Source organism: Tropicimonas isoalkanivorans, assembly GCF_900112335.1.
GTDB classification, from domain to species: Bacteria; Pseudomonadota; Alphaproteobacteria; order Rhodobacterales; family Rhodobacteraceae; genus Tropicimonas; species Tropicimonas isoalkanivorans.
Genome location: NZ_FOLG01000012.1, coordinates 165870 through 181437, shown reverse-complemented (window position 1 = coordinate 181437; position 15568 = coordinate 165870). Strand labels below are relative to the sequence as shown.

General features: G+C 62.6%; 15 protein-coding genes and 1 tRNA gene. 4 read left to right on the top strand and 12 right to left on the bottom strand.

Annotated elements, in window-relative coordinates; genetic code table 11:
- The 3 genes from BM075_RS17980 to BM075_RS17970 form a co-directional block, all read right to left on the bottom strand.
- Positions 1-446: family 16 glycosylhydrolase (locus BM075_RS17980; RefSeq protein WP_143089903.1), on the bottom strand; the 446-nt coding region annotated here is incomplete at its 3' end.
- Positions 447-1158: 712 nt separating this feature from the next.
- Positions 1159-1572, bottom strand: coding sequence for a Cu(I)-responsive transcriptional regulator (gene cueR, locus BM075_RS17975; RefSeq protein ID WP_093362073.1), 414 nt, complete (start codon positions 1570-1572; stop codon positions 1159-1161).
- A 10-nt stretch (positions 1573-1582) separates the two neighbouring features.
- Positions 1583-4084: a heavy metal translocating P-type ATPase gene (locus BM075_RS17970; protein ID WP_093362072.1), complete on the bottom strand. Its 2502-nt coding sequence runs from the start codon at positions 4082-4084 to the stop codon at positions 1583-1585.
- Between the two features lie 186 nt (positions 4085-4270).
- On the opposite strand from BM075_RS17970, the gene BM075_RS17965 reads away from it, so the two are divergent.
- Positions 4271-4825: a hypothetical protein gene (locus BM075_RS17965; protein WP_093362071.1), complete on the top strand. Its 555-nt coding sequence runs from the start codon at positions 4271-4273 to the stop codon at positions 4823-4825.
- Positions 4826-4892: 67 nt separating this feature from the next.
- Positions 4893-5084, top strand: a complete 192-nt coding sequence (locus BM075_RS17960; protein WP_093362070.1) for a heavy-metal-associated domain-containing protein — start codon at positions 4893-4895, stop codon at positions 5082-5084.
- A gap of 145 nt (positions 5085-5229) precedes the next feature.
- Here BM075_RS17960 and BM075_RS17955 read toward each other — a convergent pair whose 3' ends face one another.
- The 8 genes from BM075_RS17955 to BM075_RS17920 form a co-directional block, all read right to left on the bottom strand.
- A complete protein-coding gene (locus BM075_RS17955) occupies positions 5230-6078 on the bottom strand; it encodes a sugar phosphate isomerase/epimerase family protein (RefSeq protein ID WP_093362069.1) in 849 nt (282 codons plus the stop codon).
- Between the two features lie 53 nt (positions 6079-6131).
- On the bottom strand, positions 6132-6860 hold the full coding sequence (locus BM075_RS17950) for an SDR family oxidoreductase (RefSeq protein WP_093362068.1): 729 nt from the start codon (positions 6858-6860) through the stop codon (positions 6132-6134).
- Positions 6861-6869: 9 nt separating this feature from the next.
- Positions 6870-7643 carry an SDR family NAD(P)-dependent oxidoreductase gene (locus BM075_RS17945; protein WP_218152876.1) on the bottom strand — a complete coding sequence of 258 codons (774 nt, stop codon included), beginning with the start codon at positions 7641-7643 and terminating at the stop codon, positions 6870-6872.
- A 142-nt stretch (positions 7644-7785) separates the two neighbouring features.
- Complete coding sequence (locus BM075_RS17940) at positions 7786-8829, bottom strand: NAD(P)-dependent alcohol dehydrogenase (protein ID WP_093362089.1); 1044 nt, start codon at positions 8827-8829, stop codon at positions 7786-7788.
- Positions 8830-8849: 20 nt separating this feature from the next.
- A complete protein-coding gene (locus BM075_RS17935; protein ID WP_093362067.1) occupies positions 8850-9818 on the bottom strand; it encodes a sugar-binding transcriptional regulator in 969 nt (322 codons plus the stop codon).
- A 69-nt stretch (positions 9819-9887) separates the two neighbouring features.
- A complete protein-coding gene (locus BM075_RS17930) occupies positions 9888-10769 on the bottom strand; it encodes a carbohydrate ABC transporter permease (protein ID WP_245758900.1) in 882 nt (293 codons plus the stop codon).
- Positions 10770-10771: 2 nt separating this feature from the next.
- The gene (locus tag BM075_RS17925) at positions 10772-11638 is read right to left on the bottom strand and encodes a carbohydrate ABC transporter permease (protein ID WP_093362066.1); all 867 of its coding nucleotides are present in this window, start codon (positions 11636-11638) and stop codon (positions 10772-10774) included.
- Positions 11639-11708: 70 nt separating this feature from the next.
- Positions 11709-13049 carry an ABC transporter substrate-binding protein gene (locus tag BM075_RS17920; protein ID WP_093362065.1) on the bottom strand — a complete coding sequence of 447 codons (1341 nt, stop codon included), beginning with the start codon at positions 13047-13049 and terminating at the stop codon, positions 11709-11711.
- Positions 13050-13205: 156 nt separating this feature from the next.
- Here BM075_RS17920 and BM075_RS17915 point away from each other — a divergent pair, with 156 nt between their 5' ends.
- Complete coding sequence (locus BM075_RS17915) at positions 13206-14222, top strand: ABC transporter ATP-binding protein (protein ID WP_093362064.1); 1017 nt, start codon at positions 13206-13208, stop codon at positions 14220-14222.
- 99 nt (positions 14223-14321) lie between these two features.
- Here the strand turns inward: BM075_RS17915 and BM075_RS17910 are convergent.
- Positions 14322-14408: transfer RNA gene (locus BM075_RS17910), tRNA-Leu, on the bottom strand.
- A gap of 194 nt (positions 14409-14602) precedes the next feature.
- Here BM075_RS17910 and lipB point away from each other — a divergent pair.
- Positions 14603-15316: a lipoyl(octanoyl) transferase LipB gene (gene lipB / locus BM075_RS17905; protein WP_281244961.1), complete on the top strand. Its 714-nt coding sequence runs from the start codon at positions 14603-14605 to the stop codon at positions 15314-15316.
- Positions 15317-15568: the final 252 nt, after the last annotated feature.

Here is a 15568-nt window from a genome sequence, read left to right as displayed (position 1 = left end):
TCGGCCGCGTCGTAGCCCAGATCGATCTGGACGGGGCCGTTCTCCGCGCCCATCCGCATGTCGTCGTAGTAGTAGTTGATGTTGACGACCGTGGTGTCACCGCCGAGGAACTCGAAGTCGATCTCGTTGTGGTGATCGGCGCTCCAGAAGGTGTTGTTGAAGAGGAAGAAGGACGACACCACCCCGGATTCGCCGGAGGCCTTCATGTCCACCTCGTAATAGCCGTAGCCGAAATAATCGCGCGACTGAATTTCGGAACCTGTATAGGGCTTCACGTGTTTCTTGTCTGTGGAGACGGTGGTGTCGAAGCTCAGGGAGATCTCGCCGCCGTGCTCGCGCACATAATCGGCCTCCCAGGCCGTCCACTGCCATTTGTTCGCGATCGAGAAATCGGCCGTGTACCAGAAGGATGTGTCATACGTATCGAAGGTGTCGGTGAAGCTCATCTGCTCTTTCCCGCGTTTTATCGATCATGGTGGAGTCGATCCTCCGAACGGACCGGCCCTGCCCCTGGCGCCCGCGCGGCGCCTCCGGCATGTGTTCCCAAGTGGGCTGGCTGGAGGTCTGGCGCAGAATGGAGGCTGGAATTTGCCTCGAAAGCGGCAGAAATTGGGGCACCGTCTCTACCGCGGAAACTTTGGGACACGGCGGACGCTAGAGATGAGCGCTTGAGATCGGGTAAATGAGGCGCCAGTGAACGCGACTTAACAGGTTGTTAAGCAGCCAGATTTCCGCCTCGGGGATGTTCGGCGCAGCCAAATAAACGTCCTGGTCGTCGACCGGGGAGACAGTATTCAGCCGCGCGAAGTCATCGCACCCCATAAGTATTTAATAACACGCTCAGGCACTTATTGTTCCAAGAGTACTATAGAAAAGTTTATTCCCCGGCGCTTCACCCGACGAGAAGCGACACCCAAATCTACTCGCTGTGGGCCACGGTCCAGCGGAGCTTGTCCGCTTGCTCATGTGTCATCCGCAAGGGCGCTGCAGACATCCCTCGCCCCCCTGCCGCCCGATAAACACCAACTGGGTGCGGCGAACTGTTCCAGGGCAGTAGCAGTCCCGATCGGCAAAAGCCTGCTCAGATCCGAAATGCAAAAAGCCGGCATTGAGGCGATCGCCCCCGATTCCCGTCCACGGCGGCGCCCGCCCTGTTGCCTAAGCCTTACTGCGGCGAGTCGGACCGGGGCTTGTCGCCAAGTCCTCGAGAATCGGGCAGTCGGGGCGGTTGTCGCCCGCGCAGGCATGGATGAGGTGGGACAGGGTCCGGTGCATCGCCGTCAGTTCTTCGACCTTGGCGTCGATCCTGGCGAGGTGTTTCTGGGCAATCTGCTTCACGTCCGCGCTCGCGCGGGTGTTGTCCTCGTAAAGCTGCAACAGGGCCCGGCAGTCGTCGATCGAGAAGCCCAGAGATCGTGCGCGCCCCAAGAAGGTCAGGCGGTGAAGATCCGCCTCGCCGAAGACGCGGTACCCATTGGCGCTCCTTGGCGGTGCGATCAGGCCGATATCCTCGTAGTAGCGGATCGTCTTGGCCGGGACTCCGGATAGTGCCGATACATCTCCGATATTCATCCGGTTCACCTCACTCTGCAACGGCGACGCGGGTGGACAGCGCGGGGTCAGCCTGGGGCGGCGCGTCCGAGAGAACGGGTTCCACGAAGCGCAGGCGTAGGGCGTTGGTCAGCACGAACACCGACGACATGGCCATGGCACCCGCCGCAAGCACCGGTGACAGCAGTATCCCGAAGGCCGGGTAAAGAGCGCCGGCCGCAACCGGGATCAGCGCCGTATTGTACCCGAACGCCCAGCCGAGGTTCTGGCGGATATTCCGCATCGTCCGCGCCGAGATCTCGAAGGCATTGACCACCCCTCTCAAATCACCGGTCATCAGAACTACGTCCGCGCTTTCGATGGCGACGTCGGTCCCCGTGCCCATGGCGATACCGATGTCGGCATGGGCAAGCGCGGGCGCGTCGTTGATGCCGTCCCCGACGAACGCGAGTTTCCGTTCCCCGTCCCGCAGGGCATCCAAGGCGGCGACCTTGCCGTCCGGCAACACCTCGGCCACCACGTGATCGATCCCGAGATCCCTCGCGATGGCGTCGGCCGTCGCCTTGCTGTCACCCGTTACCATCGCGACTTGCAGACCGAGCCCGTGCAGGGCGTCGATGGCCGCGCGCGATGTGGGTTTCACCGGGTCGGAGACAGCAAGCGCCGCCGCGATTGCCCCGTCCACGGCGGCGAAAAGGGCCGTTTTGCCAGCCGCGGCGAGGTCCGATCCAATTTCGGCCAGCGGACCGAGTTCGATCCCCTCGCGCTCCATGAGACGCCGGGCGCCCACCAGCACCGCGTGCCCCTCCACCGTGGCGCGGACCCCGAATCCGGGGATGGCGGTAAAGTCGGTCACCGCTGGCAACGCTCTGCTCTTACCCGCGGCCTCCACGATGGCTTTTGCCACGGGGTGCTCAGAGTTGCCTTCGACGGCCGCAACAAGGCGCAGCGTCTCGTCCCTGTCAACGCCGTCTGCAAGGACCATATCGGTCAACGCGGGCTTCCCTTCGGTAATCGTGCCGGTCTTGTCGAGGGCTACGACCTGAACCTCCTGCAAGCGCTGCAGCGCATCTCCCTTGCGGAACAACACGCCGAGTTCCGCCGCGCGGCCGGTGCCCACCATGATCGAGGTCGGCGTGGCGAGGCCCATGGCGCACGGGCACGCGATGATCAGCACAGCGACCCCGGCCACGAGGGCGTAGGTGATCGCCGGCGACGGGCCGAAAAGGAGCCAGGCGAGCACCGTCAGCCCGGCAACCGACATGACGGCGGGCACGAACCACAGCGTGATCCGGTCCACGAGCCCTTGGATAGGGAGCTTCGCGCCCTGGGCCTGCTCAACCATGCGGATGATCTGGGCCAGCATCGTGTCCGCGCCGACCTTGTCCGCCCGGAAGGAGATCCCGCCATTGCCATTGACCGTGCCGCCGACAACTGTGTCCCCCTCGGACTTTCGCACCGGGATCGGCTCGCCCGTCAGCATGCTTTCGTCGACGTAGGTCGCGCCCTGCACGACCTCGCCGTCCACGGCAATCCGCTCGCCGGGACGGACGCGGATGAGGTCGCCGACGACGATCTGCTCGATAGGTACCTCAACGGCCTCGCCGCCGCGCTCCACCAGCGCCGACTTGGCTTGCAGGCCCATGAGTTTGCGGATCGCCTGTCCGGTGCGCCCTTTCGCACGGGCCTCCAGCCAGCGGCCCAGAAGGATTAGAACGACGATCACCGCCGCGGCTTCGTAGTAAACTGCGCGGGTTTCGGCGGGCAGCAGGAACGGCAGGAACGTCGCAATCACGGAATAGCCGTAGGCCGCAGAGGTGCCGATGGCGACGAGGCTGTTCATGTCCGGCGCCCCGTGGAGCAGCGCGGGGTAGCCCTTGGTATAGAAACGGCGCCCCGGCCCGAAGAGAACGATTGTGGTCAGGACAAACTGGATAATCCAACTCGCGCGATGCCCGATCGTCTCACCGATGAAGTGATGGACGCCGGGGATCATGTGGCCGCCCATCTCCATCAAGAAGACAGGCAGGGCCAGCGCTCCGGCGAACAGCGTCAGTCGACGCAATTCGGCGGCTTCGGCGTCCTTGCGCTCCCCTGCGTCGGGTGCGGTGGCCGTGCCTTCTGGCAGCTTCGCGGGGTAGCCGGCCTCTGTCGCTACGCGGATCAGTGTTTCCGGCGTGACACCGCCTTCCAGATAGCGAACCCGCGCCGTTTCGCTCGCGAGGTTGACCGAGGCCTCCAGCACCCCTGGAACCTGCGCCAATGCCCGCTCCACCCGGCCAACGCAGGAGGCGCAGGACATCTCCTCGACCTGGAGTGTGACATCGCCGACCCGCGCCGGGTAGCCAGCTTTCTCCAACGCCTCGCTCACGCGAATTGCCCCGCCGGGTTCGGAGATTTCAACTTGCGCGGATTCGCTGGCGAGATTAACCGAGGCGCTGTCCACGCCCGGAACAGCCGAGAGCGCGCGTTCGACCCGCCCCACGCAGGACGCGCAAGACATGCCCTCGACGGACAGATTCAAAGTGCTCATGTTGCTCTCCCGGTCCAGCTACACACTCGGCAAGGCAGCAGATAGTGCTTCCACTAACTGGAAGGTCAAGAGCCGCCGCGGCCCTTCCCGCCGTAACGGTCCACGGACGTCCGTTCGCTCGACTATCGAATGGCTTGATGCCGGGGGACGCGGTATCATTCCGCCGCATTAAAGCCGGAGACTTCAGTGCGACACGTGATATTCGCAGCGGCAATTGCCGCCGTGTCCGCGCCCGTGGCGGCGCAGGACCATTCCCAACACATGAACGCCATGGGCGCGGCCGACGTGGCGCCTGGGGCTGGACAGGCGGCCTTCGCCGTCATTCAGGACACTGTCGCGGATCTCATGGCGGACCCGGACACCGATTGGACCCGTGTCGACATTGACGCCCTGCGAGAGCACCTTGTCGACATGGACAACGTCACTCTGCGCTCCCGTGTCGAAGCACGCGACCTCGAGAACGGCGCGGAATTTCGCGTGATGTCCGGCGATCCGGACGTGACGGCCTCGATCCGCCGAATGGTCTCCGCGCACGCGGAAACGATGACCGGCTTCGACGGGCTGCAACAGGTGTTCGAAATTCTCCCCGATGGCGCCGTCCTGCGCGTCACCGGCGCTCCGGAACAGCGAGACCTGATCCAGGGGCTGGGATTTTTCGGGATCCTTACGCTCGGGACGCACCACGGCGCGCACCACCTTGCAATCGCCCGCGGCGATGCACCGCACGAACACGGCCAGTAGGAAGCCCCTCTGTCCGCTTGACCTTCCAGCGTGGGAAACTCCCATGTACTGCGCAAAGGAGACACCCATGACTCAATTTTCCGTTCCCGAGATGAGCTGCGGCCATTGCACGGCTGCCATCGAGAAGGCCGTTAAGGCAGTGGATGCCGACGCGAAAGTCGATTGCGACCTGAAAGACCGCACGGTCAGGATCGACAGCGCTCTGCCTCCCGAAGCGCTGAAGTCCGCAATCGCGGAGGCTGGCTACGCAGCCGCGTGACCGTACCTCAGGCGGGCAGTCAGAATAGCGTTAGTGAACCGTTCGCCTTGGAATACAGGGCGGCGGATCGCTGTTTAGCTGGCGTTCCGTGACATCGCTCACGACTGGTTCACGGCCGCGGTCGGTGTCGCCCTGGCTGATCAATTCACGCAAGACGGTATTGTCTGGCCTTGTTCCTGAGAAACGGCAGGCCGCGGTCCATCACGTCTTCGAAGCTGTCCGCCACGGGGCGCCAGACGGCGAGACCATAGGCAATCTGCGGCGGCATGTTGATGAAGCTCTCCATCGCCATACCCCCCTCAAAACCGATCGCCGAGAGCGTCCCGAATACCTCGTTCCAGTCGCAACACCCTTCCCCCGGCGTGCCCCGGTCGCTTTCCGACAGGTGGATGTAACGCAGGTGGTCGCGGGCATCGAGGATGCCATTGGCGACGCCCTTCTCCTCGATGTTCATGTGATAGGTGTCCAGGTGGATGAAAATGTTGTCCGAGCCCACCTTTTCGATCATGTCGCGCGCCTGCCACGCGGTGTTGATGAGGTGGTTTTCGTACCGATTGACAGGCTCGATGCCGAAGGCCAGCCCCAGCCGCTTCGCATACGCCGCCGCCTGCTGAAGCGCACGGGCGACGTTGTCGTATTCCTCTTCGGTGGGCGGCACACCGGAGCGCTGACCGATCCCGCCATACGTCACGCCAGAGACAGCTTCGGCCCCCATGGCGGCAGCCGTTTCGAACACATCCTTCAGGTGGGCGACAGCGGCCTCCGGCGCCACGGAGGGCCAGCTTCCTTCAGGAAGGCCCAGCGAACAGACCGCCCTGAGCTCGTGCTTCTCGAGCAGCGCGCGCGTGTGCGCTGCATCGACGATGGAGGTGTCGAGCAGGGCGATCTCAACGAAATCCATCCCGTAGGCCGCGGTCGCCGGGATCGTGCGTTCCGCGCCATCCCGGTCCCAGTGCATCGTCCACATGCTGGTGTGGACACCGAACCCTTTCATGACCCAACCCCTCCCTTAAAGACTAACATCCACCTCCGTCACTTGACCTTGTGCTAGAGATCGACGGCATTCGGCAGAAGGACCAGATCGCGGATAGTAACGTTCCGCGGACGGGTCAGCATGAACACCACACAGTCGGCGACTTCCTTCGGCTGCATCAGGCTGCCCTCTTCCAGCGCCTGCTCCAACTTTGCCTTAGGCCAGTCATCGAGCAGCGCCGTAACGACGGGCCCCGGCAGGATGGCCCCCACCCGAACGCCATGCTTGGACATCTGACGTCGCACGGTATGGGTAAACGCCTGCACGGCGTGCTTGGAGGCCGTGTAGATCGGCTCCCATACCACAGGGATCACACCCGCGACCGAGCTCGTGATGATGACATCGCCGGACTTCTGCTCCGCCATATGGGGCAACACGGCATGGATGGACCGGAAGCAGGCGTTGACGTTCAGGTTAAGAACCATGTCCCACTGATCGGGATCCGCGTCCAGAATATCGCCGCCCACGTAGGCCCCCGCATTGGCGTGAAACGCGTCGAGTCGGCCCGCGGCGTCGAGAATGCCCGGCAGCATCCGATCCACGCTGCCCGGGTCCAGAAGATCGGTCACGATGGGAATCGCGCCATCACCCAGATCATCGCAAGCCTTCGCCAGGGCCGCTTCGTTCCGGTCCACCAGAGCCACCCGCGCCCCGGCGGCCAGACACTGCCGCGCGCATTCCAAGCCGATACCGGACGCTGCGCCGGTGATGGCGACGACCTTTCCGTCTAGATCCTGTGTCATGGGTCCTCCCTAAATGCTTGAATAGCCTCCCTCGATCATCAGGATCTCGCCGTTGACGAGATCGGATGCGGGTGAGGCGAGGTAAAGCGCCATGTCGGCGATCTCCACCGGTTCCCCGAACCGCCCGAGCGGGGTGCGTGCTATGAACGGATCCTTCTTCTCCGGCGCGGACCAGAGCTGCTTGCCCATCTCCGTCAGAACGACGGTCGGACAGATCGCATTGACCTGCACGTTGAAAGGGGCGGCTTCGGTCATCAGCGATTTGGTCAGTGCGTTCAGTCCTCCCTTGGAGGTGGCATAGGCGGCGTGGTCCTGAAGGGCGATCACACCCGTCTGCGAGGATATGTTGATGATCTTTCCCATGCGCCTATGCATCATGCCCGGCAGCAGAGCTTTCGACAGAATGAAAGGGGCGGTGAGGTTCACGGCCAGGGTCCGCGCCCAGTCCTCGATTGGGTAATCGACGGCCGGACCGGTAATGGCGATCCCGGCGGAATTCACCAGAATGTCGATCCGATTGTCCGCCGCGTCCAGAGCGGCCGCTGCGATGCCGGCCGTTTCCTCGACGGAGGCAAGATCGCCCGAAACTGGGGCGTAACTGCGACCCCTCCCCGTCACGATATCTCCGAGTGCGGCAAGCCGCGCCGTATCGCGCCCATGGGCGATGATATCAGCACCGGCGTCGGCAAACACGTCCGCGATGGCCCACCCGATTCCGGATGATGCCCCAGTGATCAGGGCCGTCCGGCCGTCCAAGCTGAATCGTTTTTGCCAGTTTGCCAAGGGTTTACTCCCGGTTCGAATGTCAGCCGCACATCGCCCCCTTCGGCGCGGGGAGAAACACAGTCCGTTCCTCCCTGGCCGACGGAATTGCCGGCCCGGGTCGCTCACCGGTCAGAGCGCGATCCCGGACCAGCCCCATGCCTTATGCGTCCGGCATCTTGATCTGGATCTTCACGTCCGTGGGCCGGGCCTCCACCGCTCGGTCGAATGCGGCGACGCTGTCGTCGAAAGCGAAGGTCTCAGAGATAAGGGGCTTCAGATCGACCTTGCCGGAGGCGAGCAGCTCGATCGCCCGATCGTACATATTCGCGTAGCGGAACACGGTCTCCATGCGGATTTCCTTGGACTGCGCCAGAACGAGATCGAAGGGAACCGGGTCGACAGGCATCCCGACCCAGACGACGCACCCTGCGGGCGCCACCGCCTCCAGCGCGCCCTGTATGGACTTCGCGGCCCCAGCACACTCGAACACCACGTCAGCCCCCCAGCCTCCGGTCGCCTCGGCGACGGCGGCGGCCGCGTTGTCGCGGGTCACGTTGATCGGGTGGATGTTGCCATATTGCGCAGCCACGCCGAGCTTTTCGTCCACGAGGTCAGCGATGAAGACTTTTGCACAGCCTCCCGCCAACGCGGCCAGGGCCACCATGATGCCGATTGGCCCCGCGCCGGTGACGAGTGCGATGTCCCCCGGTCGGATCTTTGCCCGCGTCGCCGCCTGCATCCCGATCGCAAAGGGCTCGACCATTGCCCCCTCGGCGAAGCTCACGTTGTCGGGGATCCGGTAGGTGAATGCCGCCGGATGGATCACCGATGGCGTCAGGCATCCGTGGATGGGCGGCGTCGCCCAAAAGCGGACATCGGGATCGACGTTGTAGACGCCCAGCTTGGTTGCCTTCGACGACATGTTCGGAATACCCGGCTCCATACAGACCCGGTCACCCACCGCCAGGTGACGCACCTCCGACCCGATTTCGGTGATGACGCCGGACGCCTCGTGGCCGAGAACCATGGGGTCCTTCACCACGAAATGGCCAATCTTGCCGTGGGTGTAGTAGTGCACGTCGCTGCCGCAAACGCCGACCGTATTGATCGCGATGCGCACATCCTTCGGCCCAACGTCGGACGGCAGGTCGATATCCCGCAGCGAAAGGCGTTTCGTTTCTTCCAGCACCAGCGCCTGGGGCATGGTCATGACTCCTCTTAGTCTCAATCAGGTCGGGTCATCAACGCCGCTGCCGTACTTGCGTCGGTCACCAGCGTATCGATGAAACCGCGCCGAAGCGCGGCGCGAATGATGGGCACCTTGTGCGCACCGCCCGCAGCAAGGATTACGTTCGGGATACGGTCGAGCTCATCCAGGGAGATGCCGATAACCCGTTGGTTGATGTCATGGTCTATGAGGTTTCCCTCGGAATCGAGAACATACCCCATGATGTCCCCAACCCCACCGAGCGCGATCAGATCGGCGGGATCGATGTCCTTCGGCAAGGCATCGCGCACCAGGAGCGAATGGGTCAGATCGCTGGTCGCCAGTGCGGCGGCGTCGCAGGATCGGATCTTGCCCAGCATCTCCGCCACGACATCCTGCTGCAGGAACATGGCCTGCCCTCCGGCGCTGCCGGCGAAGAGCGGCGTGGTGAAAAAGCTGTGGTCGGCATTGCACAGATCCGCCAGACGGGTGGTGATCTCGTAGCCGTTGACGTCAGACCCCCGCGACACGCCGCCCATGATCGAGACGATCTCGAGATCCGGACGGTTGATCGGCTGCATGAAGCGGGTAGCGAGGTTCAGCGTATTGCCCCACGCGATGCCGAAGAGCTTGAGTTCGGGGTCCGTCAGCACGGGATAGAGATAGCTGCCGAGCCCCGCGCTGACGAGCGACGTCACGGAGGCGGGATCTTCCGGGGTCGGGACGACGACGACACGCCCCAGGCCGAACTCCCGTTCCAGCGCCCATTCTTGTTCCACGGCGGCCTTGTAAATGGAATCAATGCTGATCCGCAAAATTCCGCGCCGTCGCGCCTCGGCCAGCGACTTGTTGACCCGCAGACGGGTTGTGCCGAACCGGTTTGCCGCTTCGGACTGGGTCAGACCTTCGATTTCGCATGCCCAGGCGAGTCGCACCAAAAGCTGCTCCTCAGTGTCGATCTGGTCGATTTTGATGTGTCGCGACACGGGCCGATCACCGCGAGTTGTTCCGGACTGACCGCCGCATGGAGGGAGACAGGCCGGACGAAGGACGCATCACTTGACCGCTCCCATGGTCAGTCCGCGAACCAATTGTTTGGATGCGATCAGCGCGAAGATCAGAACGGGTATGACGATCAACGTCGAGGTCGCCATGATTTTTCCGTAGGGAAGGTTGTAGCCTTCCATGAAGGAGACAGCCATGGCCGGCGCTGTCTTCGCCTCCGAGCGCGTCAGGATCAGCCCGAACATCAATTCGTTCCAGGAGAAGATGAAGGCGAAGATGGCCGAAACGGCGACGCCGGGCATTGCGAGGGGGAGGCAGATCTTCCGCATGATGGTGAATTGAGACGCCCCCTCCAGCCGTGCGGCCTCGTCCAGGTCGTAGGGAATGCCACGAAACTGGTCGGTCACAATCCAGATGACGATGGGGAGGTTGAAGGTCAGATAGATCAGGATCAGCGTGATATGCTTGTCGAGCAGGCCGAGATTGCGCGCGATCAGGAAGAACGGCAGCGCCAGCACGATCGGGGACACCATCCGGTTGGTGATGAACCAGAACCACAGGTCCTTCTTGCCGCGAAACTCGAACCGCGCGAGCGCGAACGCCGCCGGAACGCCCAGGAGGAGGGCCAGTCCGGTCGTGCACACGGCGATGATGAGCGAGTTGATCAAGGTCCTCAGCACTCCGTCTTCGAAGAGCGCCTCGCGGTAGTTGTCGAGCGTCGGTTCGAAAATCCACACCGGTGGCGCTTCCAGCGCGACGATCTGGGTTTTCAGCGATGTTGTGACCATCCAGTAGAATGGAAATACACAGACCAGCATGATTGCCAGCAGGAGGACGACTTGCCAGATCACCGACCGATTGGCGATGCGTCGTTTCGTGCCGGTCGCGGCCGTGAAGACGCCGGGATCGGCGTCCGAAGGGGTGACGGCCATCTCTACACCTCCTTGTAGAAGACGCGGATATAGATCTGCGCCAGGACGATCGTGATGATCAGCAGGATGACGGCCTGCGCGGAGGCAAGACCCTGGTCGAAGCCACGGAAGCCCACCCGCTGAATCATCAGGGAGATGAACTCGGTCGATGATCCCGGGCCGCCACGGGTCAGGGTGAAGACCATGTCGAAAAGCTTCAGCGTATCGGCCGTTCTCAGGATCAACACGGCGACAAGGCCGGGAATCAGGAACGGCAGTTGGACATGGCGAAGAATTGTCCACCAGCTCTTCGTTTCAAGCCGCGCCGCTTCCTCCACTTCGCCTGGAACCATCGTCAAACCGGCGAGAAGGACAAGCGCAACGAACGGCGTCCATTGCCAGACGTCCCAGAAGATGATCATGGCAAAGGCGTTGGTGGGATCGCCGATCCAGTTGATGTCCGCGCCATTCAGAAGCTGGTTCACGACTCCGAACTTCTGGTTGAACATTACTTGCCCGAGCAGACCGACAACGGCGTAGGTCGTTGCCATCGGCAGGACGAGGCTGAGCCGCGTCAGCGTCTTGAGAATCGTGAGACCCGGTTTGTGCAGCACCAGAGCAATGCCGAGGCCGAACCCGATTTGTAGCGGGAGCGCGGTCCCCAGCAGGAAGAACGTGCGCCCCATCGCCTGCCAGAAGACTTCGTCGGTCAGAACGTTCGCGTAGTTCTCCAGCCCGATGAACTCGATCTGCCGAAGCTTGGTCAGGTTGAAGAAGTGCAGCGATGTCCAAAGCGCGTAAAGGAGTGGTGCGATACCCACGATCGCCAGCCCAAACACGGCAGGACCGATGAAGGCGAGAATGGTCTTCCTGGATGCCTGTCCGCGCATCTTCACCTCCGCCAAAAAAGGATGTCGGGTGCGGCGCGCCAAACGCCGCACCCTCAGTCTGGGTGATCGGTTATTGGGCCAGAGTCTTGTCGCCGGAATAGTAGCCCGCGTTTTCGAGCACCTCTTCCATGCGCGTCCCGATTTCCTGAGCGCCCTCCTCGGTCGTGACTTCGCCGAGCATCATCTTCGTGCCCCACTCCTGTACGATCTCGGTAATCTCAGGCCACTCGGCAAACCGCGGCCGGAACTCCGGCACACCTTCCTGCCAACTTTCCACCAGTGCCGGAACGAACTTGTAGGTTTCGGCCAGAGCCGGGTCCTCGTATGCCGACTGCCGTGCAGGCACGCCGCCCCGTTCCAGATACTCGCCCGCGTTTTCCTTCGAGGTTGCCCACTGGATGAACAGCCACGCCGCGCCTTTCTCGTCCTCGTCGGCCTGGCTCGCCACGGCCAGCGAGAAGCCACCCAGAGCAGGCTTGCGGCCAGCGGGTCCCTTCGGTTCCGGCGCGATCTCGACGCAGTCTGCGACAGCCGACGTGTCGGGCGACACCACCGTCGAGTAGAAGGCCGACCATTCGGTGATCATCGCGACATCGCCTTGGGCGAAGCCGTTCACAGCCTCGGCGTGGTCATAGGCGACAATCCCTTCTGGCATGTATTGCATCAGATCCTGGCGGAACTTCAGCCCGGCCTGGCTTTCCTCGCTCATCAGGTTCGAGCGGAATTCTTCGTCGAGGAAAGACCCGCCGAACGGCCAGAGCACGCGGGCGAAGCTGTCAGCCGACTGTGTCTCGTTCCGCTTCGACTGGAGGGCGAAGGCGTACTTGCCGTCCTTCGTCAGCGCAGGGCCATAAGTGTCCTTCAGCTCCTCCCAGGTTTCCGGCGGCCCGTCGAATCCGGCCTCTTCCAGCATGCACTTGTTGTAGAACAGAAGGCCGGAATAGTTGTCGAAGGGCAGCCCGTAGATGGTGCCGTTCCAGCCTCCGAAGGCGTTCAAAACCAGCGGGAAGAAATCGTCGATATCCAGGTCCGGGTCGACAAGATCGGGGTAGTCCGCCTGGATCTGCTCGATCGGCACGACCCACTCGTTCTCGGCAAAGTTGCCGATCCAGACGAGGTCGATGAGGGCGATGTCCAGATCGCCGCCCGCAACGAAATCGCGAACCTGCTCACCGAGCGCGTTCTCGTAGGGATGCTTGATGATGTTCACCTTGATACCGGTCCGCTCTTCGAACTCCGGCAGCATGGCCTCGATGGCTTCGTATCCCGGCCGCAGCAAGAAAACGACATCTACGGTCGTGCCCGCATAGGGCTTCGCTGCTTCCTCAAGGCTCCAGTCGCTCTGGGCGACAGCGCCACTGGCGATCAGCGCGACAGTGGCCGCGCAAGACAACAAGACTCTCCGCTTCATTCCGTCTCCTCCCGGTTGTGTATTCTGTTTGACATTCATTTGTAATATCGATCATACAAAAGTACATTGCCCCCGTCTGTCAATCCAAAACAGGGCGTTGCGGGAGAGAGGAGAGGGCATCCTGCAAGCGGTGCCTGGGTCGTGAGGGAGGGGACATTGGCGACGATCGAAATCAGGAATCTCGACAAATTCTACGGCAACACGCAGGCCCTCTCTGACGTGAACCTTGACGTCGGCGATGGCGAATTCGTCGTGTTCGTTGGACCTTCCGGTTGCGGGAAATCGACGCTTTTACGGGCGCTTGCGGGGCTTGAAGGGATCAATTCCGGGGCCGTCATCATCGACGGCACAGACGTGACGCATGCCGAACCCGCCGACCGCGACGTTTCGATGGTCTTCCAGTCTTACGCCCTCTATCCCCACATGACCGTCCGCCAGAACATGGAGTTCGGCATGAAGGTGGGCGGCGTCGATCCCGCCGCGCGGGAAAAACGCATCGCCGAAGCCGCGCGCATCCTACAACTTGAGGATTATCTCGACCGCAAGCCGGGGCAGTTGTCCGGCGGCCAGCGGCAACGGGTGGCCATCGGCCGGTCCATCGTCAAGAATCCGAAGGTCTTCCTGTTCGACGAGCCGCTTTCCAACCTGGACGCCAAACTACGCATCCAAATGCGCGTCGAGCTGGAGGCGCTACACAAGCATCTTGGCGTGACGATGGTCTACGTCACGCACGATCAGGTCGAGGCGATGACCATGGCCGACAAGATCGTCGTCCTGAACGCCGGGCGCGTGGAGCAGTTCGGCACGCCGATGGAACTCTATCACCACCCGAATTCGCGTTTCGTGGCGGAGTTCATCGGATCGCCAGCGATGAACGTCTTTGCCTCGGGCGCCGTGAAAGACCTGGAACTCAACGCAAAAACCCGGCTCGTTGGCTGCCGGCCCGAGCATTTCGAACTGGTGCCACCAGGAACGGGAAATCTGGATGCGACTGTCGCGGTCAAGGAACAGCTTGGCGGCGAATGTCTCCTTCACCTGACGACGCCGGAAAACCTGAGTCTGGTTGCGCGCGTCGATGGTGACGATGAAACGAAGGTGGGCACGGAAACCGGCCTGCACATCCCTCCGAAACGGCTGCATCAATTCGATGAGGCTGGACGGGCTCTGCAGTAACGGCTTCGGTCACGCGCTGGAATAAACGCATGACATCAGGCGATCCGTTGGTGGAAACGCGCCCTGATACGTCACTCCGCCTGCAGTCTCAGGGGTGATTGGTGCGGTCGAGAAGACTCGAACTTCCACGGGAGTTACCCCACAGCGACCTCAACGCTGCGCGTCTACCAATTCCGCCACGACCGCACGTGATCAGGTAGGCCGGGCGTAGATAGCGAAGGCGCGCGGCGTTGAAAAGCGTTTTTTTGCGTCTGTCGCGATACGATGTGGAAGGTGGCTTCACGCCCAGCAAAACACGCTGTTCGCGTGAAAGGTTGACCCGGGCCCACACCCTTCCCGCCGCGCCGCAACCATTCTCTCCATGGTCGCGACGCCGACGTTTGGGTAGTCCTCGTGGAGGACCCGATTCGACGAAAAGACAGGAGGTCCCCATGGTCGAATGGATAACGTCGGACGGGCTGGTCGCCTATCCCGATGCGGTTGCCATAATGGAGCACCGCGCCGCCGCCATTGCCGCGGGCACGGAGGGTGAGGCTGTGTGGCTGCTCGAGCACCCCCCTCTCTACACGGCTGGCACCTCAGCGCGGATCTCGGACCTGCGCGACCCGGACCGGTTCCCGGTGTTCGAGAGCAAGCGCGGCGGTCAATACACGTACCATGGCCCTGGCCAGCGCGTCGTCTACGTCATGCTCGATCTCAACCGGCGCGGACGCGACGTGCGCGCCTTCGTCGAGCAACTCGAAACCTGGGTCATCGCCACGCTCGATCGGTTCAACGTCAAGGGCGAGATTCGCCCGGGTCGCGTCGGAGTGTGGGTGGCGCGGCCGGAAAAGCCGCCGTTGCCGGACGGAACTCCGCGAGAGGACAAGATCGCAGCCATCGGCATCCGCCTGCGAAAATGGGTGAGCTTCCATGGCATCTCGATCAACGTCGAACCGGAGCTGGAGCACTTCAATGGCATCGTGCCCTGCGGAATCACCGGGCATGGCGTGACGAGCCTCGTGGATCTCGGCCTGCCGGTCACGATGGACGACCTCGACGTGGCGCTTCGCCAGACATTCTCGACTGCGTTGCCGCTGCCGGAGGACGCCTGACCGCGAGCAGCGTCAGGGTGACTCGGCCGAACATGTAGCTGCGGAGCAAGTCCGCCTGAGACGCCCAGCCTAGCGTCATGGCGCGCGGCCAAAACCTGCCAAGGCACCTGTCTGCTTGGGTCGAGGCTACCATTCCAATTATTGCATATTGACCATGTGAGCCGCGCATTGCTTGTTGCTGGCCCCGCGCGATCCCCTTAATGTGAGGCGGGACGCGAAGGCCGCCACGACGCGGGCGCCTTACTGGAACGG

Excerpts from the sequence above, each read along its gene's own strand:
- BM075_RS17950 (WP_093362068.1), bottom strand. The coding sequence starts at position 6,860 with ATGACACAGGATCTAGACGGAAAGGTCGTCGCCATCACCGGCGCAGCG.
- BM075_RS17925 (WP_093362066.1), bottom strand. The coding sequence starts at position 11,638 with ATGCGCGGACAGGCATCCAGGAAGACCATTCTCGCCTTCATCGGTCCT.
- BM075_RS17930 (WP_245758900.1), bottom strand. The coding sequence starts at position 10,769 with ATGGCCGTCACCCCTTCGGACGCCGATCCCGGCGTCTTCACGGCCGCG.
- cueR (WP_093362073.1), bottom strand. The coding sequence starts at position 1,572 with ATGAATATCGGAGATGTATCGGCACTATCCGGAGTCCCGGCCAAGACG.
- BM075_RS17920 (WP_093362065.1), bottom strand. The coding sequence starts at position 13,049 with ATGAAGCGGAGAGTCTTGTTGTCTTGCGCGGCCACTGTCGCGCTGATC.
- BM075_RS17970 (WP_093362072.1), bottom strand. The coding sequence starts at position 4,084 with ATGAGCACTTTGAATCTGTCCGTCGAGGGCATGTCTTGCGCGTCCTGC.
- BM075_RS17960 (WP_093362070.1), top strand. The coding sequence starts at position 4,893 with ATGACTCAATTTTCCGTTCCCGAGATGAGCTGCGGCCATTGCACGGCT.
- BM075_RS17940 (WP_093362089.1), bottom strand. The coding sequence starts at position 8,829 with ATGCCCCAGGCGCTGGTGCTGGAAGAAACGAAACGCCTTTCGCTGCGG.
- BM075_RS17955 (WP_093362069.1), bottom strand. The coding sequence starts at position 6,078 with ATGAAAGGGTTCGGTGTCCACACCAGCATGTGGACGATGCACTGGGAC.